The 23,634-nt window shown below is 65.2% G+C and carries 24 protein-coding genes; 10 read left to right on the forward strand and 14 right to left on the reverse strand.

Going from position 1 to position 23,634, the window contains the following annotated elements; translation table 11 throughout:
- The first annotated feature begins 314 nt into the window (after nt 1–314).
- The 7 genes from prfB (at nt 315) to RA210_RS07720 (ending at nt 6,966) form a co-directional block, all read left to right on the forward strand.
- Nucleotides 315–1,410 (forward strand): peptide chain release factor 2 gene (prfB, locus tag RA210_RS07690; protein WP_136487985.1). Its coding sequence is split into 2 segments (ribosomal slippage): nt 315–386 and nt 388–1,410, totalling 1,095 coding nucleotides; the frame shifts between segments, so codons are not numbered across the junction.
- A 94-nt stretch (nt 1,411–1,504) separates the two neighbouring features.
- Nucleotides 1,505–3,010: a lysine--tRNA ligase gene (gene lysS, locus RA210_RS07695; protein WP_201485974.1), complete on the forward strand. Its 1,506-nt coding sequence runs from the start codon at nt 1,505–1,507 to the stop codon at nt 3,008–3,010.
- Between the two features lie 140 nt (nt 3,011–3,150).
- Entirely contained in the window at nt 3,151–3,702 is a 552-nt protein-coding gene (locus RA210_RS07700) for a hypothetical protein (protein ID WP_201485975.1), read from the forward strand.
- A gap of 12 nt (nt 3,703–3,714) precedes the next feature.
- Complete coding sequence (locus RA210_RS07705; protein WP_201485976.1) at nt 3,715–5,007, forward strand: flavohemoglobin expression-modulating QEGLA motif protein; 1,293 nt, start codon at nt 3,715–3,717, stop codon at nt 5,005–5,007.
- A 54-nt stretch (nt 5,008–5,061) separates the two neighbouring features.
- The gene (locus tag RA210_RS07710; protein WP_136487989.1) at nt 5,062–5,382 is read left to right on the forward strand and encodes a hypothetical protein; all 321 of its coding nucleotides are present in this window, start codon (nt 5,062–5,064) and stop codon (nt 5,380–5,382) included.
- Between the two features lie 55 nt (nt 5,383–5,437).
- On the forward strand, nt 5,438–5,800 hold the full coding sequence (locus RA210_RS07715) for a DUF488 domain-containing protein (protein ID WP_136487990.1): 363 nt from the start codon (nt 5,438–5,440) through the stop codon (nt 5,798–5,800).
- A 14-nt stretch (nt 5,801–5,814) separates the two neighbouring features.
- Complete coding sequence (locus RA210_RS07720; RefSeq protein WP_201485977.1) at nt 5,815–6,966, forward strand: PQQ-dependent sugar dehydrogenase; 1,152 nt, start codon at nt 5,815–5,817, stop codon at nt 6,964–6,966.
- Between the two features lie 48 nt (nt 6,967–7,014).
- Here RA210_RS07720 and RA210_RS07725 read toward each other — a convergent pair whose 3' ends face one another.
- The 4 genes from RA210_RS07725 to RA210_RS07740 all read right to left on the reverse strand — a co-directional run bounded on the left by RA210_RS07725 (nt 7,015) and on the right by RA210_RS07740 (nt 9,375).
- Nucleotides 7,015–7,725, reverse strand: coding sequence for an rRNA pseudouridine synthase (locus RA210_RS07725; protein ID WP_136487992.1), 711 nt, complete (start codon nt 7,723–7,725; stop codon nt 7,015–7,017).
- A gap of 4 nt (nt 7,726–7,729) precedes the next feature.
- On the reverse strand, nt 7,730–7,915 hold the full coding sequence (locus RA210_RS07730) for a hypothetical protein (protein WP_136487993.1): 186 nt from the start codon (nt 7,913–7,915) through the stop codon (nt 7,730–7,732).
- 145 nt (nt 7,916–8,060) lie between these two features.
- Nucleotides 8,061–9,068 carry an MsnO8 family LLM class oxidoreductase gene (locus RA210_RS07735; protein WP_201485978.1) on the reverse strand — a complete coding sequence of 336 codons (1,008 nt, stop codon included), beginning with the start codon at nt 9,066–9,068 and terminating at the stop codon, nt 8,061–8,063.
- 97 nt (nt 9,069–9,165) lie between these two features.
- Nucleotides 9,166–9,375 (reverse strand): cold-shock protein, encoded by a 210-nt coding sequence (locus RA210_RS07740; protein WP_090347369.1) that lies wholly within the window; start codon nt 9,373–9,375, stop codon nt 9,166–9,168.
- 409 nt (nt 9,376–9,784) lie between these two features.
- Between RA210_RS07740 and RA210_RS07745 the strand changes: the two genes are divergently transcribed.
- The gene (locus RA210_RS07745; RefSeq protein ID WP_136488051.1) at nt 9,785–10,621 is read left to right on the forward strand and encodes a CvfB family protein; all 837 of its coding nucleotides are present in this window, start codon (nt 9,785–9,787) and stop codon (nt 10,619–10,621) included.
- Between the two features lie 4 nt (nt 10,622–10,625).
- On the opposite strand, the gene msrA is transcribed toward RA210_RS07745, so the two are convergent.
- Together msrA and msrB are read right to left on the reverse strand one after the other, a co-directional pair.
- Complete coding sequence (msrA, locus tag RA210_RS07750) at nt 10,626–11,261, reverse strand: peptide-methionine (S)-S-oxide reductase MsrA (protein WP_201485979.1); 636 nt, start codon at nt 11,259–11,261, stop codon at nt 10,626–10,628.
- A gap of 2 nt (nt 11,262–11,263) precedes the next feature.
- Nucleotides 11,264–11,782 carry a peptide-methionine (R)-S-oxide reductase MsrB gene (gene msrB, locus RA210_RS07755; protein ID WP_201485980.1) on the reverse strand — a complete coding sequence of 173 codons (519 nt, stop codon included), beginning with the start codon at nt 11,780–11,782 and terminating at the stop codon, nt 11,264–11,266.
- Nucleotides 11,783–12,288: 506 nt separating this feature from the next.
- Here msrB and RA210_RS07760 point away from each other — a divergent pair.
- Entirely contained in the window at nt 12,289–13,458 is a 1,170-nt protein-coding gene (locus RA210_RS07760; RefSeq protein WP_201485981.1) for a p-hydroxyphenylacetate 3-hydroxylase oxygenase component, read from the forward strand.
- Between the two features lie 89 nt (nt 13,459–13,547).
- Here the strand turns inward: RA210_RS07760 and RA210_RS07765 are convergent, their stop codons facing one another.
- The 3 genes from RA210_RS07765 to RA210_RS07775 all read right to left on the reverse strand — a co-directional run bounded on the left by RA210_RS07765 (nt 13,548) and on the right by RA210_RS07775 (nt 15,003).
- Nucleotides 13,548–13,820, reverse strand: coding sequence for a hypothetical protein (locus RA210_RS07765; RefSeq protein ID WP_201485982.1), 273 nt, complete (start codon nt 13,818–13,820; stop codon nt 13,548–13,550).
- 279 nt (nt 13,821–14,099) lie between these two features.
- On the reverse strand, nt 14,100–14,495 hold the full coding sequence (locus RA210_RS07770; RefSeq protein ID WP_201485983.1) for a group II truncated hemoglobin: 396 nt from the start codon (nt 14,493–14,495) through the stop codon (nt 14,100–14,102).
- A gap of 151 nt (nt 14,496–14,646) precedes the next feature.
- Nucleotides 14,647–15,003, reverse strand: coding sequence for a VanZ family protein (locus RA210_RS07775; protein ID WP_136488000.1), 357 nt, complete (start codon nt 15,001–15,003; stop codon nt 14,647–14,649).
- Nucleotides 15,004–15,115: 112 nt separating this feature from the next.
- Between RA210_RS07775 and RA210_RS07780 the strand changes: the two genes are divergently transcribed.
- Nucleotides 15,116–16,471, forward strand: a complete 1,356-nt coding sequence (locus RA210_RS07780; protein WP_201485984.1) for an O-antigen ligase family protein — start codon at nt 15,116–15,118, stop codon at nt 16,469–16,471.
- A 25-nt stretch (nt 16,472–16,496) separates the two neighbouring features.
- Here the strand turns inward: RA210_RS07780 and RA210_RS07785 are convergent, their stop codons facing one another.
- From RA210_RS07785 to RA210_RS07805, 5 genes are all read right to left on the reverse strand, one after another.
- Entirely contained in the window at nt 16,497–18,056 is a 1,560-nt protein-coding gene (locus RA210_RS07785; RefSeq protein WP_236574673.1) for an ATP-binding protein, read from the reverse strand.
- Nucleotides 18,057–18,173: 117 nt separating this feature from the next.
- Nucleotides 18,174–19,196, reverse strand: a complete 1,023-nt coding sequence (gene galE, locus RA210_RS07790) for a UDP-glucose 4-epimerase GalE (protein WP_236574674.1) — start codon at nt 19,194–19,196, stop codon at nt 18,174–18,176.
- Nucleotides 19,197–19,266: 70 nt separating this feature from the next.
- Nucleotides 19,267–21,327 (reverse strand): polysaccharide biosynthesis protein, encoded by a 2,061-nt coding sequence (locus RA210_RS07795; protein WP_201485985.1) that lies wholly within the window; start codon nt 21,325–21,327, stop codon nt 19,267–19,269.
- A gap of 526 nt (nt 21,328–21,853) precedes the next feature.
- Nucleotides 21,854–22,450: a sugar transferase gene (locus tag RA210_RS07800; RefSeq protein WP_201485986.1), complete on the reverse strand. Its 597-nt coding sequence runs from the start codon at nt 22,448–22,450 to the stop codon at nt 21,854–21,856.
- A gap of 6 nt (nt 22,451–22,456) precedes the next feature.
- Nucleotides 22,457–23,620 (reverse strand): DegT/DnrJ/EryC1/StrS family aminotransferase, encoded by a 1,164-nt coding sequence (locus RA210_RS07805; protein ID WP_201485987.1) that lies wholly within the window; start codon nt 23,618–23,620, stop codon nt 22,457–22,459.
- Nucleotides 23,621–23,634: the final 14 nt, after the last annotated feature.

Genomic DNA, 23,634 nt, shown 5'->3' on the forward strand with positions numbered 1-23,634 from the left:
TTGGGGCGCAAGCACGATGGGCCACCGGGCCCCAAGGCAATGTGGACCGGGCTGCAGCGGTTGCGGGACTTTGTCATCGCTTTTGAGGCCCGTGACGCGCTCACCGGGACTTGTGTATAACGACGAGTGCTCCGCGTGGGCACGTGCGTTCAGCCGCTCCTGCGGCTGGACGCGGAGCGTCCATGGCTCGGACTCCCACGCGGAGCGTGGGAGCCATCAGGTCCTGTGCTTTGTCGCGGCGCTGCTGCCAGCGCGCGCCGACTGACGTATACTTTTGCGCTTTTCTCCAGTTCCGCCCGCGAGTGACGCCAGCCATGGAAATCAATCCGATCCTCAACGCCATCAAGGACCTGACCAGCCGCACCCAGTCTATTCGGGGGTATCTTTGACTACGATCAGAAGCATGACCGTCTGACCGAAGTCAACCGCGAGCTGGAAGACCCGAACGTCTGGAACAATCCGGAGTACGCCCAGAATCTCGGCCGTGAGCGCGCCATGCTGGCGCAGATCGTCGAGACCCTCGACGAGCTGACCGGCGGCCTGGCCGACTGCAGCGACCTGCTGGAGATGGCCGTCGAGGAGAACGACGAGGGCGCCGTGGCCGACGTCGAGGCCGAAGTGGCCCGCCTGCGCGAGATCCTCGAGAAGCTCGAGTTCCGCCGCATGTTCAGCGGCGAGATGGACGCCAGCAACTGCTACCTGGACATCCAGGCCGGCTCCGGCGGCACCGAGGCCCAGGACTGGGCCAACATCCTGCTGCGCATGTACCTGCGCTGGGCCGACAAGCACGGCTTCGACGCCGAGATCGTCGAACTGTCCGAGGGCGAGGTCGCCGGCATCAAGAGCGCCACCGTGCACGTGCGCGGCGAGTACGCCTTCGGCTGGCTGCGCACCGAGATCGGCGTGCACCGCCTGGTGCGCAAGAGCCCGTTCGACTCCGGCAACCGCCGCCACACCTCGTTCTCCGCGGTGTTCGCCTCGCCGGAGATCGACGACAACATCGAGATCGACATCAATCCGGCCGATCTGCGCACCGATACCTACCGCTCCTCCGGTGCCGGTGGCCAGCACGTCAACACCACCGACTCGGCGGTGCGGATCACCCACATCCCGACCAATACCGTGGTCAGCTGCCAGAACCAGCGCTCCCAGCACGCCAACCGCGACACCGCGATGAAGATGCTGCGCGCCAAGCTGTACGAGCTGGAGATGCAGAAGCGCCGCGAGGCCTCCCAGGCGCTGGAGGAAACCAAGTCGGACATCGGCTGGGGCCACCAGATCCGCTCCTATGTGCTCGACCAGTCGCGGATCAAGGATCTGCGCACCGGCGTCGAGCGCAGCGACTGCGACAAGGTGCTCGACGGCGATCTGGACGAGTATCTGGAAGCCAGCCTCAAGCAGGGCCTGTAATGCACGGCGCCCCCGCCGATCGCGGGGGCGTTCGATCCACCGCGCAAATCCCGGATGTGGCGCGAGCCACGCCAAATTTGGAAAGACGACGACCATGAGCGAACAACCGCTGAACGAGCACGCCATCCACGAGGAAGAGAACAAGCTGATCGCCCAGCGCAAGGAAAAGCTTGCCGCCGTGCGCGAGAGCCAGGCGATTGCCTTCCCCAACGACTTCCGCCGCGACAGCCAGGCCGGCGACCTGCAGAAGCAGTACGCCGAGGCCGGCAAGGAAGAGCTGGAAGGCAAGCAGATCAAGGTCAGCGTGGCCGGTCGCATCATGCTCAACCGCGGCGCGTTCATGGTCCTGCAGGACACCAGCGGGCGCATCCAGCTGTACGTCAACCGCAAGACCCTGGCGGCCGAGACCCTGGAAGCCATCAAGCACTGGGACCTGGGTGACATCGTCGGCGTCAGCGGCGTGCTGGCGCGCTCCGGCAAGGGCGACCTCTACGTCGACATGCAGGAAGCCCGCCTGCTGACCAAGTCGCTGCGTCCGCTGCCGGACAAGTTCCACGGCCTGACCGACACCGAGACCCGCTACCGCCAGCGCTACGTCGACCTGATCGTCAACGAGGAGGTGCGCGAGACCTTCCGCGTGCGCTCCCAGGTGATCGCCCACATCCGCCGCTTCCTCAACGACCGCGGTTTCCTCGAAGTGGAAACCCCGATGCTGCAGACCATCCCCGGCGGCGCCGCGGCCAAGCCGTTCGAGACCCACCACAACGCGCTGGACATGCCGATGTTCCTGCGCATCGCGCCGGAGCTGTACCTCAAGCGCCTGGTGGTCGGCGGCTTCGAGAAGGTCTTCGAGATCAACCGCAACTTCCGCAACGAAGGCGTGTCGACCCGGCACAATCCCGAGTTCACCATGCTCGAGTTCTACCACGCCTACGCCGACTACGAAGACAACATGGACCTCACCGAGGAACTGTTCCGCGAGCTGGCGCAGGCGGTGCTCGGCACCACCGACGTACCCTACGGCGACAAGGTGTTCCACTTCGGCGAGCCGTTCGCACGCCTGTCGGTGTTCGACTCGATCCTCAAGTACAACCCGGAAATCAGCGCCGCCGACCTGCAGGACATCGACACCGCCCGCGCCATCGCCAAGAAGGCCGGCGCCAAGGTGCTCGGCTTCGAGGGCCTGGGCAAGCTGCAGGTGATGATTTTCGAGGAGCTGGTCGAGCACAAGCTGGAGCAGCCGACCTTCATCACCAAGTACCCGTTCGAGGTGTCGCCGCTGGCCCGCCGCAACGACGAGGACCCGAGCGTCACCGACCGCTTCGAGCTGTTCATCGGCGGCCGCGAGATCGCCAACGCCTACTCCGAGCTGAACGACGCCGAGGATCAGGCCGAGCGCTTCCACGCCCAGGTGCGCGACAAGGACGCCGGCGACGACGAGGCCATGCACTTCGACGCCGATTTCGTGCGCGCCCTCGAGTACGGCATGCCGCCGACCGCCGGCGAAGGCATCGGCATCGACCGTCTGGTCATGCTGCTGACCGATTCGCCGTCGATCCGTGACGTGATCCTGTTCCCGCACATGCGTGCCGAGCAATAAGATGCTGGCGTGAGCGCACGTTGAATCAGGCGCCGCCTGCCGTGGTCGAACCCGGCAGTGCGGCGCCCGCGTGCGTCGTCACCACCTGCCCTGGCCGGGTCGCTGGCAGCAGGAACTTCAGTCGAAACAAGGAGTGCTCGATGAACGCAATGCGTGTGCTTGTTGTGCTGTCCTTCCTGCTGCTCGGCGGCTGCCTTGCCACCTTCAAGGAGCCGATCCCGGTCGGCGAAACGGCGCCGAAACACCTGCTCGGCACCTGGGCCGGCATGGACGAGTGGGGCGAGGAGCGTTTCCTCGAGATCACCCGCAAGGCCGATGGCGGCTACCACGCCGAGGCCTGGCGCGAGCGCCTGGACAACCGCGCCAAGGCGCGCGGCTACGACTTCACCGTCGCCCGGCATGGTCGCCGCTGGTACCTGTCGGTAGCGGCTCCGGAGCGCCTGGGCGGCAACTTCGCCTTCGGCGGCTTCGAGCTGACCGACGATGACGAACTGGTGCTCTACAGCCTGGACATCGAGCAGCTGCAGGACGCCCTGGCGCGCGGCGAGCTCGAGGGCCAGACGGTCGATACCGCGGAGGGCGATGGCGTGCTGATCGCCAGCGCGCTGCCCAGGGTCTACCGTTTCCTCGACGATCCGGCCAACAGCGACGTGTTCAGCGAGGTCGCCCGCTTCGCGCGGGTCACCGAGTAACGGGGCGCAGCGATGAGCCGCAGCAAGGCGAATACCGAATACCGGCAGACCATCCGCGCGCTGTCCGACCGCCTGGTCGAGGCGCAGACGCCGATCCGCGTGCTGGATGCGATCAAGTGGGACGACGGCATCCGCGAGGGCTTTCTCAAGGCGCGCGGGCAGAAGCTGCCGGCGGTGGACCGGGCCTACTACCAGGGCCGCCCGCTGTCGTTCGATCCCGACGACAAGAAGCAGCAGTTCCAGCAGATCGAGCGCGACATCACGCGCCAGCTCGGCCAGTTCAGCCCGGTCGGGCAGATCATGCGGCGCATGTGCAAGGAATACCGCATGGTGATCCGCATGCTCGAGGCGCGCGGCACGCCCGACTTCGGGCTGATCTCCCAGGAGCTGTACGGCTCGGCCTCCGATGCCTTCCATGCCGGCGACCCGACCCTGGCCGACCTCGGCGTGATGTTCTCCACCTACCTGGACAACATCGCCGACCGCAGCGACCTCAAGGACGAACCCAAGACCCTCAACGCGACCGAGGCGGTGGCCCTGCTGCAGGGCCAGCTCAACGGCGTGTTCGGCGACGAGGCGGTGGTGCGGGTGTTCGAATCCGACGGCATCCTCGCCGATGCCGCGGCCGGCGCCGACTACATCAAGATCCGCGCCGACGCGCTGTTCAACCAGCGCGACATCCGCGCGCTGGCGGTGCACGAGGGGCTGGTGCACGTCGGCACCACCCTCAACGGCCTCAACCAGCCGATCTGCACCTTCCTGGCCAAGGGCCCGCCGTCGTCGACCATCACCCAGGAAGGTCTGGCGATCCTCATGGAGGTGATCGCCTTCGCCTCCTACCCGACCCGGCTGCGCAAGCTGACCAACCGCACCCGCGCCATCCACATGGCCGAGGAAGGCGCCGATTTCCTGCAGATCTACGAGTTCTACCGCGAGCAGGGCTACACGGCCGAGGACAGCTATTCCAACGCCATCCGCGTGTTTCGCGGCTCGACGCCGGACGGCCTGCCGTTCACCAAGGACCTGTCCTACCTCAAGGGCTTCATCCTGATCTACAACTACATCCAGCTCGCGGTGCGCAAGGGCAAGCTGGAGCAGATCCCGCTGCTGTTCTGCGGCAAGGCCACCCTCGAGGACATGCGCACCCTGCGCCAGCTGGTCGACGAGGGCCTGGTGGTGCCGCCCAGGTACCTGCCGCCGCAGTTCAGCGACCTCAACGCGCTGTCGGCGTGGATGTGCTTCTCCAACTTCCTCAACCACCTGAGCCTGGATCGCGTCGAGGCCGACTACGCCAACATCCTCTGACGGGCCGTGCCGGCCCGTCGTGCCTTTCCTCCCGATTGTTCCGGAACCATCTGCATGAGCGAGCGCAATCCCATCCCCCTGATCCTCACCGCCATCGGCAGCGTCGCCGGCACGGTCGCCGTGCTCGGCTACTACGGCTACCTGCACATCGCCAAGCCCGAGGACGCGCTGCTGCTGAGCGACTACACCATGCTCAAGACCATCCCCGGCGAGGACTACAAGGTGTCGCTCAAGCCGGCCGACCAGGTCGCCCAGTGCATCGACGGCGTGCTGGTGCTGTTCGACATCAACCAGAAGGGCCTGACCGGCGTGCTGGTCGACAACAAGAAGCGCGCCGTGCGCTGCATGGGCCAGGAGACGCCGCAGGCCGAGTGAACCCCGCGCGCTGGTCTATCCTTGCCCGGACCAGCAGGAGCGGGAGGGTGGCGCGGTGATCGTCTGCAAGCGGGTCTATCAGCCGGCGGCGGCGGATGACGGCTATCGGGTTCTGGTCGACCGGCTGTGGCCGCGCGGCTGTCGCAAGGCCGAACTGGCGCTGGATGCCTGGCTGCGCGAGCTGGCACCTTCGGACGGCGTGCGCCGCGCCTTCGCCCACGAGCCGCAGCATTTCGACGCCTTCCGCGCGGCCTACCGGGCCGAGCTGGCGGCTGCGCCGGCGCTCTGGCAACCGCTGCTGGAGCGGGCGCGCTCCGGCACCCTGACCCTGCTGTACGCCGCCCACGACGAGCGGTTCAACAATGCGCAGGTGCTGGCCGAGTTTCTTGCCGAGCGGCTGGCCGCCCCCGCCCCCTGACAGGGAGAGGTTCGATGAGTGTTCGTGCATCCATCCTGCGCGCCGCCGGAGCGCTGTGGCTGGTCGCGCTGCTGGAGACCGCGCAGGCCGCTCCGCTGCCGGACAGCGAGCATGGCCCGCTGGTGCTGGCGGAGGTCGCCGGCGGCCTAGAGCATCCCTGGGCGCTGGCCTTCCTGCCGGACGGCCAAGGCCTGCTGGTCACCGAGCGCCCCGGCCGGCTGCGCCGGGTGAGCGCCGCGGGCGAGCTGTCGGCACCGCTGGCCGGAGTGCCGGCGGTGTTTGCCCAGGGGCAGGGCGGCCTGCTCGACATTGCCCTGTCGCCGCAGTTCGCCACGGATCGCCTGGTCTACCTGAGCTACGCCGAGCGCGGCGTGGACGGGCTGGCCGGCACCGCGGTCGGTCGCGGCCGGCTGTCCGTCGATCTCGGGGCACTGGAGGACTTCCAGGTGATCTTCCGCCAGCAGCCCAAGCTGTCCAGTGGCGTGCACTTCGGCTCGCGGCTGGTGTTCGACCGTGCCGGCTACCTGTTCGTCACCCTCGGCGAGAACAACCAGCGCGCCACCGCCCAGGACCTCGACAAGCTGCAGGGCAAGATGGTGCGCCTGCACCCGGACGGGCGCATTCCGGCGGACAATCCCTTCGTCGGCCGTGCGGGCGCGCGGGCGGAGATCTGGTCCTACGGCCACCGCAACCCGCAGGGCGCGGCGCTCAACCCGTGGACCGGCCGGCTATGGATCCACGAGCATGGGCCGCGCGGCGGCGACGAGATCAACATCCCGCAGCCGGGACGCAACTACGGCTGGCCGCGGGCAACCCACGGCATCAACTACAGCCTGCTGCCGATCCCCGAGGCCGAGGGCGAGAGGGTGCCGGGCACCGAGCCGCCGCACCACGTCTGGAAGAAGTCGCCGGCGCTCAGCGGCATGGCCTTCTACGACGCCGAGCGCTTCCCGGCCTGGCGGCACAGCCTGTTCATCGGCGCGCTGGCCCAGCAGGCGCTGATCCGCCTGAGCCTCGATGGCGACCGGGTGGTGGGCGAGGAGCGTCTGCTGGAGCCCCTGGACAAGCGTATCCGCGACGTGCGGGTGGGGCCCGATGGCTGGGTGTATGTGCTCACCGACGAGCGCGATGGCAAGCTGCTGCGCCTGGGGCTGGCGCAGCCGTAGGCCTGGCGGGGCGGCTGATCGGGTGGCGCACGCCTGCTCGGCGTACTGTCAGAAGCGTTCGCTGGCGCCCAGGTAGCGCCACTGCCCCGATGGCAGCTTGCCCATGGCCAGCCGGCCGATGCGGATGCGGCGGATGCCCAGAACCTGCAGGCCGACGCTGCGGCAGACATGGGCGATCTGTCCCGGCTGCGGTGCCTTGAGGGCGAAGCGCAGGCGGGTCTCGCTCTGCCAGCTGACCTTGCACGGTGCCAGCGCCCGGCCCTGATAGCTCAGGCCGTGATTGAGCTGGGCGAGCTGCTGCGGTTCGAGAGTGCCGGCGACCTCGACGATGTATTCCTGCTCGATCTTGCTGAAGTCGTCGGTCAGCTTGCGGATCACGCCCCAGTTCTGGGTCAGCACCAGCAGGCCGGAGGCTTCCGGCTCCAGTGCCAGCGGCACGCTGAGGCGCTGCAGGTGGCGCCTGAGCAGACGCATCCCGGAGGCATCGTCCGCGGCGCGGCTGGCGGCGCCGAGCAGTTCGCTGGCCTGCTCGCAGCTCACGCCGGCCGGCTTGTGCAGCAGCAGGGTCGCCGGCGGCTGGGATTCGGCGCGGGCGCCGGGGAGCAGGGCGATGGCCTGTCCCGTCACCTTGAACTGCGGTTCCTCGACCACCTGCCCGTCGACCGCCACCCAGCCGCCCTCGATGTACAGCTCGGCCTCGCGGCGCGAGCAGGGCAGCAGTTCGGCGAGGCGCTTGGACAGGCGGACGGGATCGGTCATGGGGTCACTTCTTGCTGATGGTGATCTGGCGCGAGCTGCCGTAGGTCTGGCCGCTGACGCCGCGGGGGATCTGCTGGACTTCGCCGCCGGCCTTCAGGAAGGCGGCCATCTGCTCTTCGAGCTGGCGGCGGGCTTCGGCGGAGGGGACGGGGACGGTCTTCTGCTTGGATGAGCCGGGTTTGCTTTGCATGAGGAGTCTCCTGCCTGAAGCGAAAAAGGCCGCCCATTATACACGGATCGGCGCTCATTTTTTGCGCAACATGCCGGGATCCGCAAAACATTGCCCGAACATCCGCCGGCGAACGGCTGCAGCGTGCGCCGTCCGCCGGTCGGGCTCAGCGCGCCGCTGCCAGCAGGCGGTAGCTGTTCAGGCGGTCGGCGAAGCTGTGGGTCACGGTGACCAGGCCCAGTTCGTCGAGCTGGTAGTCGCGGGCGTGGGCGTGGAACTGTTCCCAGCACTGCTCCGGGGTGCCGACCACCATGGCGTCGCGGGTGGCGTCCAGCTCGGCCAGGTCGCCGGGGCTGAGCTGGCGGCGACGCTGGTCGATCTCCTCGGGGCTGAGCAGCGGCTCGCGGGCGCCGCGGCCGGTCATCATCTTGCGCCAGGCGGCGGTGCTGGCGATGCGCCTGGCTTCTTCCTCGGTCTCGGCGCAGATCACCGCCAGCGCCAGCATGCGCGCGGGCTTGTGCTCGTGCCCGGCCTCGCGGAAGTGGCGCTCGTAGTTGGCGAAGATCGCCGGCGTGCAGGCCTGCGGGGCGATGAACTTGGCCACCGACAGGCCCATGCCCAGGTAGCCGGCCAGCGACGAGCTGCCGCCGCCGGAGCCGAGCATCCACAGCTGCGGCGCCGGGTCGTTGTCCGGCAGGCAGCGCAGGCGGCTGTAGGGATGACGCTCGGGATACTCGTTGCGCAGGAAGGCGCACAGCTCGGCGGCCTGCTGCGGGAAGGTATCTTCCTCGAGCTGCTCGTAGGGTGCCGCGAGGGCGGCGGAGGCCAGCGGGGTGCCGCCCGGGGCGCGGCCGATGCCGAGGTCGATGCGCTCGGGGAACAGGCTGGCGAGCATGCGGAACACCTCGGCCACCTTGTACGGGCTGTAGTGGGTGAGCATCACGCCGCCGCTGCCGATGCGCATGTTCTGCGTGGCGCTGGCGATGCGGGCGACCATGATTTCCGGGCAGGGATTGGCGAACTGGATGCTGTTGTGGTGCTCGGCCAGCCAGTAGCGGTGGTAGCCCAGCTCGTCGCAGGCGCGGGCCAGCTCGACCGAGCTGTTGGGCGCCTCGCGGACCGGGCGGTCGCCGTGGACGGGCGTCTGGTCGACGATGGTGAGTTTCAGCGACATGGCAGGTCTCTCGCGAAAATCGATGGTGCGCGGCAAAAGAGCCGGAAAAGCAAAAGCCCCGCACGGGGCGGGGCTTTTGGCGAGGCGGGAAGCCGGATCAGATGATCTGGACTTCGTCGGCCTGCAGGCCTTTCTGGCCCTGGACGACCAGGAAGGAAACGGCTTGGCCTTCCTTCAGGGTCTTGAAGCCGTCGGCCTTGATGGCGCGGAAGTGCACGAACACGTCCGGACCGCTCTGCGGGGTGATGAAGCCGAAGCCCTTCTCATCGTTGAACCACTTGACGGTGCCGGTTTGACGGTTGGACATGATTGTCTCCTTGGACGGTGTTGACTACGACGCCGGAACTGCCCGGAGTCGGAACTGAGTGCAAGGAGCCAGTAAAACCGAGGTTTGATTGGATCAAGATCTGAATCAGTCGATTACGATGACACAAGCAACACAGTGCGAAGCACCCTACGCGGTAATGCGTCCGGGTGCAAATCCTTTCTGCAGGCGCGGACCTAGCCTTTTGTCTGAGAGTCGTCCGGCGGCGTCTGGAAACAGCCTCAATAGCCTGGTTATTTCCTTGAAAATCAATGGCTTGTCATGGAGCGTCGGCGGTGGCGGGCAACCTGTGGCTCCTGTCGGGAAAAACGCTGCGTCTGGGCGTCGGGCGGGCACGATCGGGCCGGTGAACTCGGCTAGAATGCCCGCCCTGGCAATCAAGGTACGCGACATGGCACTGATCGGGCGGTTCAATTCTCTGCAGGTGGTCAAGCACACCGACTTCGGCCTCTATCTGGACGGCGGTCCGGATGGCGAAATCCTCCTGCCCAGGCGCTACGTGCCCAAGGGCGAACCGAGCGAGATCGGCGACTGGCTCAACGTGTTCGTCTACCTGGACAGCGAGGACCGCATCATCGCCACCACGCAGAAGCCGAAGGTGCAGGTCGGCGGTTTCGCCAGCCTCAAGGTGGTGGCGATCAACCACGTCGGCCTGTTCCTCGACTGGGGGCTGCCCAAGGACCTGTTCCTGCCGCATTCCGAGGAGAAGCGCCCGCTGCAGGTCGGCGACTACGTCGTGGTGCACGTCTACCTCGACCCGCGCACCCGGCGGATCACCGCCACCGCGCGTCTGGACCGCTACCTGGACAACGCCCCGGCCAGCTACCAGAGCGGCCAGGCCGTCGACCTGCTGGTGGTCGAGCGCACCGACCTGGGCTTCAAGGCCATCGTCGACGGCAAGCACTGGGGGCTGATCCACAAGAACGAGCTGTTCAAGTTCCTCCGCAGCGGCATGCAGGAAACCGGCTACATCAAGGAAGTGCGCGCCGACGGCAAGATCAGCCTGAGCCTGCAGCCGGTCGGCCGCCAGGCGGGCGACCAGTTGGGCGAGCAGATCCTCGCCCAGCTGCGTGCGGCCGGCGGCCGCCTGGCGCTCTCCGACAAGAGCCCGCCGGAGGAAATCGCCCGCCTGTTCGGGGTGAGCAAGGGCAACTTCAAGAAGGCCATCGGCGGCCTGTACAAGCAGGGCCTGATCGTCATCCACGAGCAGGGCATCGAGCTGCGCTGAGCCCTCACCGTGGCGAGCCCCACAGCTCCTGCAGGCGGGCGTCGCGTCCGCAGCGGCTGCGGTAGAAGTGGTAGCGCAGCGGATTGCGACGCGCGTAGTCCTGGTGGTACTCCTCGGCCGGATAGAAAGTGCCGGCGGGGAGGATCTCGGTGACGATGGGCCGGTCGAAGCGCGCGGAGGCCTGCAGCGCCGCCCTGGAGGCCTCGGCCTGGCGTCGCTGCTCGGCGTCGGTATAGAAGATCGCGCTGCGGTACTGCGCGCCGATGTCGCAGAACTGGCCGGTGGCGGTCAGCGGGTCGATGTTCGGCCAGAAGGCCTCCAGCAGTCTGGCGTAGCTGGTCCGCGTCGGGTCGTAGCGCACCAGCACCGCCTCCAGATGGCCGCTGCCGCCGGCCGAGACCTGCTCGTAGCTCGGGTTGGCCAGCGTGCCGCCGGTATAGCCCGAGGTGGTGGACAGCACTCCCGGCACCTTGTCGAAATCCGCTTCCAGACACCAGAAGCAGCCGCCGGCGAAGATCGCCGTGGCGCCCGCCTCGGGCGTCGCCGTGGGCGTCTCGCCCGCGCTCGCCAGCGACAGGGCACCGAGCAGGGCGGCTCCCGTCAGCAGGGCGCGCAGCCCCGCCCTGACCTGTCTGCGCATGCTCAGCTCCTCAGCTCCGGCAGGGGTTCCTCGCGCGGCACGAAGTGCAGCGCCAGGCCGTTGTTGCACCAGCGCTCGCCGCGCGGCGGCGGGCCGTCGTCGAACACATGCCCCTGATGCCCGCCGCAGCGCGCGCAGTGGTATTCGCTGCGCGGCCAGAACAGCCTGAAGTCGCGCCGGCGCCCGATGTGCGCGGGGTCGAGCGGCTGGGTGAAGCTCGGCCAGCCGGTGCCGCTGTCGTACTTGTGGCGGCTGTCGAACAGCGGCAGGTAGCAGGCGGCGCAGACGAAGGTGCCGTCGCGGTGTTCGTCGTTCAGCGGGCTGCTGCCGGCCGGCTCGGTGTCCTCCTCGAACAGCACGCGCCACGCTGCCGGCGGCAGCAGGGCACGCCACTCCTCGGGCGGCTTGTCCAGCCGGGCAACCGTGGCGAGGGGCGTTGCCCGCGCCGGGCGGATGCCGCGCTCCAGCAGTGCCCAGGCGGGCAGCAGGGCGATGGCCCGCAGCAGATGGCGGCGATGCATGGCGACACCTCCGGGAGGAAGCTCTGTGCAAATATTAGACAGCCTGGCGCGGCGCCGTTCCCGCTTGCGGGCCGGCGGCATCCTCGGCTGCCGATGGACGGTCGCCGACCGGACCGAGATTCGCCCGGCAGCGCGACGCTCGCCGTGATTTGTGCAAGCCATCCCGGGAGGAGGCTCGTCAGCGCCTGGTCGGATGCGCAGCCCTGCAACCATCTCGTGCGAAATCAGCTGCTTGCGGCGGGATCGCAGAGGTTTCCACCTGCCCCGCGGCGTGGCCGAAGGGCCGGCAGGTGTCGGGCGGTTCCATGAAAAATGCAATCTTGTCTATGAAAGGTGCATTCTGTCACCGTCGATGCCATCACATAATGCGCCCCGGATTACTGGAAGCGCGCAGGCAGAGTGCCTGCGGATCGACCAGACTGAATTGATCCTGGCAGTTGGGCATTTGCCGCGACCCGCAGGTGGCGGCAGACACAATAAGTATCGACCGGTATAGACAGACAGCCATGAAAAGAGCGAACCCCCTTCTCGAGAAACTGCAAACCATCCTGCCGGCCATCGCAGCCAACGCCGCCCGCGCGGAGCTCGAGCGCAAGGTCCCGGACGAGAACATCGCTCTGCTGAAGAGCATCGGCATGCACCGCGCCTTCCAGCCCAAGGCCTACGGCGGTCTGGAAATCTCCCTGCCGGAATTCACCGACTGCGTGGCCGCGCTGGCCGGCGCCTGCGGCGGCACCGCCTGGGCCTTCAGCCTGCTGTGCACCCACAGCCACCAGCTGGCCATGTTCCCCAAGCAGCTGCAGGACGAGATCTGGGCTGACAACCCCGATGCCACCGCCAGCAGCAGCATCGCGCCGTTCAGCACCATCGAGGAAGCCGAGGGCGGCGTGCTGCTCAGCGGCGAGATGGGCTGGAGCAGCGGCTGCGACCACGCCGAGTGGGCCATCGTCGGCATGCGCCGCAAGAACGCCGAGGGCGAGCTGGTGTACAGCTTCGGCGTGCTGCCGCGCAGCGACTACGAGATCCGCGACGACTGGTTCTCGGTCGGCATGCGCAGCAGCGGCTCGAAGACCCTGGTGATCAAGAACGCCTTCATCCCCAACCACCGCATCCAGGCGGCCAAGGACATGATGGAAGGCAAGTCCGCCGGCTTCGGTCTGTATCCGGACAGCAAGATCTTCTACACCCCGTACCGCCCGTACTTCGCCTGCGGCTTCGCCGCCATCAGCCTGGGCATCGCCGAGCGCATGCTGGTCGCCTTCAAGGAGAAGCAGAAGAACCGCGTGCGCGCCTACACCGGCGCCGCTGTCGGTGCCGCCACCCCGGCGCTGATGCGTCTGGCCGAGTCGACCCACCAGGTCGCCGCCGCCCGCGCCTTCCTCGAGAAGACCTGGGAAGAGCACGCCGAGTACGGCGAGCGCCACGAGTACCCGAGCCGCGAGAAGCTGGCCTACTGGCGCACCAACCAGGCCTACGCGGTGAAGATGTGCATCGCCGCCGTCGACCGCCTGTTCGAGGCCGCCGGCGCCACCAGTTGGTTCGAGAACAGCGAGATCCAGCGCCTGTTCCGCGACTCGCACATGACCGGCGCGCACGCCTACACCGACTACGACGTCTGCGCGCAGATCCTCGGCCGCGAGCTGATGGGCCTGGAGCCGGACCCGAGCATGGTCTGAGTCGCTTCGCAATGAACAAAGGGGGATTGCCGCAAGGCAATCCCCCTTTTGCTTGCCTGCGCCACCCGCGGGTGGCGCCGCCCCAAGGTTCAGTCGATGCGGGTGAAGGTGGCGGTGCCGATGCCTTCGATCTGCTGGATCAGGGTGTCGCCGCCGTCCTCGACGCGGGCATGCAGCAGGGTATTGCCCTTGCCGTCGCGGGCGGTGACGTAGCCGTCGCGGTGGACCCATTCGGCGATGGCCAGCTTGTTGTCGCCCTCGCGGATGTACTCCGGGGTCAGCTCGACGGTCGTGCTGCGGACCTTCACGCCCATGGCCTCGGTGGTCATGTCGTAGGTGCCCTCGACGACATTGCCGGCCACGGCCGAGCCGGCCAGGGCCGCCAGCAGGAGGGAGAGGGGGGGCGAGGGTGCGAATGTGCATGGGCGTACCTTCCTGGTCGTTGGCATCTCGTGTCGTGCGGCCCGCCAGCGGGCAGCGGCGACTGACGAGTCCAGACTAGGCAACGCCATGCAGGGTTTTGTTGATGCAAGTCGTGAAAAAGCCTGCAGTTCGATGAATTTTCCGTGACAGTCGCGTTTCTTCGGCCAAAGAAAACCCCGCGCAGCCGGGCTGGGCGGGGTTTCGGGGCGATCCGCGGCTCAGGCGCTCGCGGAGCTCTCGCGGTTGCGGATCATGTCGGCGATGGCATGCATCGGCCGCTCGAGCATCGCCTTGACCTCGTCGCTGGCGCCGACCCGCTCCAGCGCCCGGCTCATGCACAGCAGCCACTGGTCGCGCTCCTTCGGGCCGATGGCGTACGGGCGGTGCGGGCCGGTCATGCAGATGCTGCCGTACTTCTGCGCATACAGGGGCGGCCCGCCCAGCCAGCCGGAGAGGAACTCGAACAGCTTCTGGCGGATCCCCGACAGGTCCTCGCCGTGCATGCGCCGGATGTCCGCCGCCTCCGGCAGCTGATCCATGCAGTCGTAGAAGGCATCGCACAGGCGGCGCACGCCTTCCTCGCCGCCGAGCAGTTGGTAGGGGGTATGGTTCATGGCACGACTCCGCCGGGTTGTTCTTGTGGACGGAGCCGATGGTGCCTGAGTGCCGTGCTGGGGATTTGACCCAGATCAGTGGCCGGCACGCCGCCGCGGAGCGCCCGCGCCCTGGTTGCGCGCGGATGTCCCTGGCGGGCGATCGAGGCAGCTACTGCTGCGCCGGCAGCCTGCGGGTCATGGGCACCGCCAGCAGATAGCCGATCAGCATGCCGGTCACGTCCGCCAGCAGATCCTGGTATTCGCCGAAGCGGTAGCCGGTCATCAGCTGCAGGTTCTCGATCAGCACGCCGTAGCCCAGCAGGCCGAGCAGCAGGAGCAGGCGCTGTCCGGGAAAGGCCATGCGCCCGAGGAAGGTGAGCACGGCGAAGGCCAGGACATGATTGCCCTTGTCCCAGCCGGTGCTGAACATTGCCGAAGGATTCTTCATCAGCGCCAGGACCAGCACGCTCGCCGTGCAGACGGCGAAGGCCAGGATCCAGAGCGCGCGGGGAATACGGAAGAGCATCGTGTACCAGTCGGTTGGTGGAGGAAGGGATGTTCCTTATACTGCCGTGCCTTTTTCAGACCCTGGCAGGTCGGCGAACGAGCCGGCCGCCGCGTACGGATGATCCCGCACAATGCTTCAGAATTCCAATCGCCTCGAGCGCGTCCTGGTCGCCTCGGTCCTGATCCTGCTGGTGTGGCTGCCGCTGCCGCTGGGCAGCAATCGCGACTGGTCGATGGGGCTGCTGGCGGCACTGGTCGGCCTGATCGGCTGCGTCTGGGGTGTCGCCCTGTGGCGTAACGCCCTGCCGGCGAGCAAGGCACTCAGACCGGCACTGCCGATGTTCGCTTTGTTGCTGTCGAGCCAGGCCTGGGTGGCGGTGCAGTGGCTCGGCGGGCTGACGGTGGATGTCGGTGCAACCTTCCAGTACCTGATGCTCGGCCTCGCCTACAGCCTGCTGTTCCTGATGGTCGTCAGCCTGTTCCATACCCGCCGGCGCCTGACCCTGCTGCTCAGTGTCGTGGTGATCAGCGGTACCTTCCAGGCCTTCTATGGCGCCTTCATGACACTGTCCGGCAGCGAAGGCCTGCTGGCCTCCATGGGGTTCGGTCATGCGGAAGTGACCAGCGGCACCTACGTCAACCGCAACCACCTGGCCGGCTATCTGGAGATGACCCTGGCCTGCGGCATCGGCCTGCTGCTGGCGCTGCGCGATGGCCAGCCGTTCCGCTGGGTGAACCTGCTCGAGCTGCTGATGGGGCCGAAGGCGCGCCTGCGCCTGGCGCTGGTAGTGATGGTGATCGCCCTGGTGATGACCCGCTCGCGCATGGGCAACATGGCCTTCTTCGCCAGCCTGATGGTGGTCGGTGCGGTCTTCATCCTGCTCAACCGCGAGCATCGGCTGCGCAACGGCCTGATCCTCGCCAGCCTCGTCCTGATCGACATGCTGGTGATCAGTCAGTACTTCGGTTTCGACCGCCTGAGGGATCGCCTGGTGGAGACGCGCCTGAACGACGTGGTGGTCGAGGGGCAGGTAGTCCAGCGGGCCAACGAAATCCGTGACGACGTATTCGCCTACACGGTGCCGCTGATGATGGACAAGCCGCTGGTCGGGCAGGGCGCCGGCAGCTTCGAGGCAGTGTTCCCCAGGTATGCGGGCGAGGACGTGCGCAACCACTTCGATCACGCCCACAACGACTACATCCAGTTCGTCATCGAGTACGGCCTGATCGGCACGCTGCCGCTGGCGGCGTTCGTGCTGCTGGCGCTGTGGCGTGCCCTGCAGGCCCTGTGGCGGCGCGAGTCGCTGTACCGCAGCGGCGTCGGTTTCGGCGCGGCGATGGGCATCGTCGCCATCGGCATCCACTCCAGCGTCGACTTCAACCTGCAGATTCCCGCCAACGCCGCCAGCTTCGTGGCGCTCTGCGCGATTGCCGTGCTGGCCAACCAGCACAGCAACCCGCGGCGCCGGTCCGCAGCGTTCGAGTGAGGCGCGGCGGGCGGCATGCGCACGGCTACGCGCATCCGGACTGCAGGGGCTGCGTGGCAAAGCCCACCACGCTGCGGCTGTCGCGGCTGAACTCCACGCCGATCAGGTGGATGGGCTCGCCGCGGGCGCGGTACTTGTCGGCGTAGCCGCGCGCCCTGAGCTGCTCCAAGGCATGGCCCTCGGGCACCAGCTCGACCACCTTGAATTCGAACAGGTAGGCGTTGCCGTTGAACAGCACGGCCATGTCGATGCGCCCGCGGTTGGTGGTGTCCTCCAGGCGGATATCCAGGCCCAGCGCGGCGAAGTGACTGTAGAACACGCTGGCGTAGTAACCCTCGTATCGGGCGATGGGGTTGTTGCGGTACCAGTCGTGGGGAACGCTGGCGAAGAAGGCGCTGAACAGCGCCTGCAGGCCGGCGAAGTCGTTGGCCTGCAGCAGATCGTACAGCTGCGGCACATGGATGCCGTGGCGCGCCGGATCGTCCGACCAGGCCTGCAGCAGAGCCCCGTTCAGACTGCTGCGCACTTCCTGGTTGGGATAGCGCAGGCGCATCTGCATCAGGCCCGGCAGGCGGCGCACCGAGTCGATGGTCAGGTAGCCCGCCTGGAACATCAGCGCCTCGGTCGGGATGTGGTCGACATCGAAGCTCGACAGCAGCGACTCCAGCGCCACCATCTGCTCCAGATCCGGGGTGAAGGTCTGCCGCTGGGTGAGCAGGTCGACCAGGAAGGTCGGCGTGCCAGTCTCGAACCAGAACGGGCGGAACTCGCGCTTCTGGAACAGCAACAGCAGGTCGAAGGGGTTGTAGACCGACTCGCCGGTCCAGTTGTAGCCGTTGTACCAGGCGCGGATCTCGTCGCGATCCAGTCCCGGCAGCTCCGCTGCGAACACCTGGTCCACATCGGCGTCGGTATAACCGCAGATCGCCGAATAGCGGCCATCGATGGTGATGTCGTTGAGGTTGTTCAGCCCGGAGAACAGGCTGACCTTGCTGAACTTGGACACGCCGGTGAGCATGGCGAAGCGGATATGGGCGTCGCTGTCCTTGATCACCGAATACAGGTTGCGCAGCTCGTCGCGGATCTCGCGGGCAATCTCCGGGCGGCCGAGGTTGTCGAGGATCGGCTTGTCGTACTCGTCGACCAGCACCACCACCCGCTCGCCGGCCGCGGTGCTGGCGTGGCGGATCAGTTCGGCGAGGATGCCAGCCAGCGACTGGCTGCGGCAGACGATCCCCAGGCGTTCCTGCTGCTCCTGCAGCAGTTCGCGGCTACGCTGCTCCAGCGCGGCCAGGCTGGTCAGCACGCCGCCCCCGAAGCTGATGCGGATCACCGGATGGCGCCGGCTCCAGTCCCACTGGTCATGCGCCGCCAGGCCGCGAAACAGCGGCTCGTTGCCGGCGAACAGTTCGGCCAGGGTATCGATGAACAAGCTCTTGCCGAAGCGGCGCGGGCGGGAGAGGAAGTAGTACTTGCCCTCGTCGATCAGTTGCAGTGCTATCGCGGTCTTGTCGACGTAGTAATAGCCCTCCTCACGAATCTCGCGGAAGGTCTGGATGCCGATGGGCAGTTTCTTGCGTTGCATGATCAAGACCGGGGCAGGAAGCGATTGTCGCGATTGTAGCCCTTCGCTGCGCGCAGGTCCGGCCGTGCAGCGGGCCGAAAACACAATGGCCGCCGATACCGGTCGGGGGAGCAGCGATCAGCCGGCGTATCCCCGCGGGTTGGTCGACTGCCAGCGCCAAGCATCGGCCATCATCGTGTCTATGCCACGCTCGGCCTTCCAACCCAACTCATGCGCGGCCTTGCCCGGATCGGCCCAGCACTCGGCGATGTCGCCAGGACGGCGCGGAGCGATGCGATAGGGTACCGGGCGACCGGATGCCTGCTCGAAGGCCCGTACCATCTCCAGCACGCTGTAACCGATTCCGGTACCCAGGTTCCAGACGTGCACACCGCTCCCGTCCGAGATCGCCTGCAGTGCCTTGAGGTGGCCGTCGGCGAGATCGACCACGTGGATGTAGTCGCGCACGCCCGTACCGTCACAGGTCGGATAGTCGTCGCCGAACACGGCAAGCTCCCTGAGCTTGCCGATGGCGACTTGGGTAATGTATGGCAGCAGGTTGTTGGGGATGCCGTTCGGATCCTCGCCGATCACCCCGCTGTGGTGAGCGCCGACCGGATTGAAGTAGCGGAGGAGGGCGATGCTCCAGCGCGAATCGGACTTGGCAAGATCACGCAGCACCTCCTCAACCATCAGCTTGGAGCGGCCGTAGGGATTGGTGGGGATGCCGGTGGGGAAGTCCTCGCGAATGGGCATCTGGCGAGGCTCACCGTACACGGTGGCCGAGGAGCTGAATACCAGATGGAAAACCCCGGCGTGGGCCATGGCCTGACAGAGCGTCACGCTGCCGGCGACATTGTTCTCGTAATAGGCCAACGGTTCGCGCACGCTCTCGCCGACGGCCTTGAGGCCGGCGAAGTGGAGTACGGCGTCAATTTTGTAGTTGGCGAATATCTCGTCGAGCAAGGTGCGATCACGAATGTCGCCCTGTATGAAGAGCGGCGCCCTGCCGCAGATGCCTTCGATACGGTGCAGCGATTCGACCGAGCTGTTGCAGAGGTTGTCCAGCACCACCACGTCGAAGCCGGCTTCGAGCAGGGCGAGAGAGGTATGCGAGCCGATATAGCCGGCCCCGCCGGTTACCAGGATTTTTTTGAACACGGCCAATCGTCCATGAGCTGAGTTGAGGGAAAACTGCGCGGGTGGATCGAGCCTCTACGGGAGGAAATCCCTACGAGGCCTTGTGTACCACCTGTGGGCGCGGAGTCACCAGCGGAATCTGCGGGATGGCCGCAGCCCCGCCGCGCTGGCGGTAGATCAGGTCGACGATCTCGGCTTCCGGGGTATAACCGCTGACCATCTGCAACAGCAGCTCGCGTACGCCGAGGAAGTCATCGGCCTTGATGGCATCGACCAGCGCACGCAGCAGTACCTTCAGCTCGCTCCAGGAGATGTAGTCCTCGTTGGCGCGCATGATCATCGGGTGATCGGTGGGCAGCACGTTGTCGCCGATGAGCAGCTCCTCGTAGAGCTTCTCGCCAGGGCGCAGGCCGGTGAACTCGATGGCGATGTCGCCCACTGGGTTGTCCTTCGAGCGCACGCTGAGGCCGGAGAGATGGATCATCTTCTCCGCCAGCTTGGCGATCTTCACCGGCTCGCCCATGTCCAGCACGAACACGTCGCCACCTTCGCCCATGGCGCCGGCTTGGATCACCAGTTGCGCGGCCTCGGGGATGGTCATGAAATAGCGGGTGATTTCCGGATGGGTCACGGTGATGGGGCCGCCGCGCTTGATCTGCTCGCGGAACAGCGGGATCACCGAGCCGGACGAACCCAGCACGTTGCCGAAACGCACCATGGTGAAGCGGGTGCGGTTGGTCACCGGAGCCTCGCCCGGCACCTCGTAGAGCGCCACCTGCTTTTCCCGTGCCAGCGCCTGCAGCACCAGCTCGGCCATGCGCTTGGTGCTGCCCATCACGTTGGTCGGGCGCACCGCCTTGTCGGTGGAGACCAGCACGAAATTGGGCACGCCGGCGCGCAGCGCCGCCTGCGCCGTGTGCAGGGTACCCAGGGTATTGTTCAGCACGCCCTCGGCGATGTTGTGCTCGACCATCGGCACATGCTTGTAGGCTGCGGCGTGGTAGACGGTATCGACCCGCCAGCTGCGCATCACATCAAGCATGCGCCCGGCATTGCGTACCGAGCCGAGGATCGGCACCAGCCGCAGCTTGAGCCCCTCGCGGCGGATGCGCTGCTCCAGTTCGGTATGGATGCTGTACAGGTTGAATTCCGAGTGCTCGTAGAGAATCAGCGTGGTCGGTTCGCTGCCGACGATCTGGCGGCACAGCTCCGAGCCGATGGAACCACCTGCGCCGGTCACCATCACGGCCTGGCCGCGGATGCAGCGCTCGAACAGCACGGCCTGCGGCGCCACCGGGTCACGGCCGAGCAGGTCGGCGATGTCCACTTCCTGCAGATCGGAAACATTGACCTTGCCGCTGGCCAGGTCCATGAAGCCGGGAATCGAGCGCACGTGTACCGGCAGCGGCTCGAGCATCTCGAGAATCTCGCGGCGCCGCACGCGCGAAGCCGAAGGAATGGCGAGGAGAATCTCCTCGGCGCCGGTTTCCTCGAGCATGCGCTGAATCTGCCGCGGGCGGTACACCGGCAGGCCGGCGATCACCCGCTTGGCCAGGCTGCGGTCGTCGTCGATGAAGGCCACCGGGCGCATGGTGCGGTCCATGCGCAGCGCCTTGACCAGCTGGTTGCCGGCAATGCCGGCACCGTAGATCGCCACCCTGGGCTGGTCACCATCCTGTGAGCGGAAGGAGAGGCTGGCCAGGTTGAACCAGTCGCCGGTGAAGTACTGGCGCATTGCCACGCGCAGGCCGCCGATCAGCAGCAGGCTGAGCCACCAGTAGTTGAAGACGATGGAGCGCGGTACCAGCGCCGGAGTGTCGCCCCAGAGGACGATCACCAGAGCCAGCAGCAGGGCGGAAAGGGTCACCGCCTTGCCGATGGAGACCAGCGCCTCGTTGCCCAGGTAGCGCATCACCGCGCGGTACATGCCCAGGCGCACGAACAGCGGCAGGGCCACCAGCGGCGCGGCGAGGAACAGCCAGGCATGGTGGCCAAGCGGCTCCACCTGGCTCATGTCGTCGAGGCGGATATAAAACGCCAGCCAGAGAGCCAACCAGAGCAGCATTACATCGACCACCACCTGCAGGAGGCGCTTCTTGGCGCGCGGGAGATTAAGCAGCTGCTGACGTAGGGCCGGTAGATTTCCTTTCATTTGGCGATCCTTGAAGTTTTAAGCCATACCCAAGCTTGAGGTTGTGAGCCAAGCGAAAAAAGTGAGTTGGAACGGTAAAAAAAGCACATGAATTATGCCATCGAAGCTTCTGATGATGGAAGAAGTGTGATGAGCGTCACTGAATTTTCCCTCTTGCCTGCCGCTGAGTTACTGTAGAGAATGCCTACGAGGACTAAGAATGTCCGGCTGGAAAATTAGCCCCACCAGGCGAGAGAGTCAGATAGCCGGCGGATTGCCCGGTTTATAACAAGGTTTGCGACTAAGGCCTTACGTCGGGTGTAGCTTGCAAGCCACAGGTTCTTGTGGATAGAGCTGTGGCACGAGCATCATGGGTGGTAGTTGAAGCTTAATAGTAATTAAATTTTCCTACGCGCGACTGAATGCGGGCGGTCGGCAGAAAATAAATCTGCTGCAATTTCGAATTGTGGGAATTCTGCTTGGACGACCGCCGTTGCCTTTCTGTTAATGCCCGGCTCAGCTTTTTTGGATTGTGCTGGCGCGTTTCCTATTTTGAGATTATTGCAAAAGCAGTTTCCCAGATTATTTTAAGATCCCCTAGGAAGCTGTTTTTGTTTACGTATTCGATGTAGTATTTTTGCTTGATGGGGAGGATTTCATTTATGTAGGATTTTTCTGGGTCTGCGGAATTTGATAGGATCTCGTTTTCATTTCTGAATTCAATTGATGCGCGGTCTGTGATCCCAGGGCGAACAGACAATACCTGCTTACGAATGCTGGCTGGATATTGATCAATGTACTTTGGAACCTCAGGGCGAGGTCCGACTATGCTCATGTTTCCGATGAGAACGTCGAAAAGTTGTGGGAGTTCGTCGAGTTTGGTCTTGCGCAGGAATTTTCCGGCTCTGGTTACTCGATTGTCGCCTCCTACGGTCAGTTGCAGACCTTTTTTCTCGGCATCAACAGTCATTGTGCGGAATTTGAAAATTCTGAAAGTTCTTCCATGCCGGCCAACACGCTCCTGTCGGAAGAAGACAGGGCCGCTGGAATCCAGTTTTATCCAGATTGAAATCAGCAGTAGAATTGGCCAGATCAGTGCGATGGCAATAGCACTGGTGGAGAGGTCAAAAAAACGCTTCAGCATTTTTGGTCACTCGAGGATGTTCTTTACGGCATTTATGACACGACTGACATCGCTATCAGTCATTTTGGTGTATAGAGGAAGGGTTGCCGTTCGTTCGTATACGTGCTGACTCACAGGGAACATCTCGGGAGTGAGTTTGTATGTTTCTCTCCAGTAAGGATGCTGGTGGAGAGGGACGTAGTGAACGCTCATTCCGATGCCGCAATCGAACATGCTTTCGATGAACTTATCTCGAGTTGTATTGGTGTTGTCGTTGAGTTGGATTACATACAAGTGCCATGAGTGGATGTCGCCCTGTGCAGCACCTGGCGGAAGAGTAATGGGGAGTCCTGCCAGTTCGCTATTGTAGCGCTCAGCAATGCTCTGGCGCTTCTGTTGGAAATTGTGTGCCTTCTTGAGTTGATGAATTCCGATTGATGCTGCAATGTCAGTAAGGTTGTACTTGAAGCCTGGTGCGACTATTTCGTAGTACCAGCTTGGCACCTTTGCAGTGAAGCGATCGAATGCATCCCTGTTGATTCCATGCAGGCGCATGATTCGCGCTCGTTTGGCAATTTCCGGGTTGCGCGTCACAAGCATCCCACCCTCGCCAGTCGTGATCGTCTTGTTGGCATAGAAGCTGAACACGGTCACGTCGCTTTCGAGGGTGCCGACTAGATTGCCATTACAAGTGGTCGGCAAGGCATGGGCAGCATCTTCTACAACCCTCAGGTCATGACGCTTAGCGATGGACAGGATTTCCACCATGTCAGCGCTACGACCTGCAAAGTGAACGGGAATGATGGCTTTGGTGCGCGGAGTAATGGCAGCCTCAATCGCTGGTGGGCTAATGCATAAAGTTGCTGCATCAATGTCAACAAAGACAGGGTCGGCACCGAGATAGCGAATGACCTCTGCCGTTGCCGTAAAGGTGTGGGTGGTAGTGATGACTTCATCGCCGGGGCCAATACCCAAAGCCTCCAGGGCAAGGTGGAGGCCGGCTGTTGCGGAGTTGACGGAGATCGTTTCGACTCCACCCCCAAGCCACTCGCCAAAGTCACTTTCAAATTGCTTTGCTTTGGGGCCGCTGGTAACCCAGCCGGAGCGGAGAGAGGAGACAACCTCTGAAATTTCCTCCTCGCCAATGTCAGGAAGGGCAAACGGCAAAAAGGAGTTGGTTGAGTTTTTCATGATTTTTTGGTCTC

The organism is Pseudomonas sp. OF001, from assembly GCF_904426495.1.
Lineage (GTDB): Bacteria > Pseudomonadota > Gammaproteobacteria > Pseudomonadales > Pseudomonadaceae > Geopseudomonas.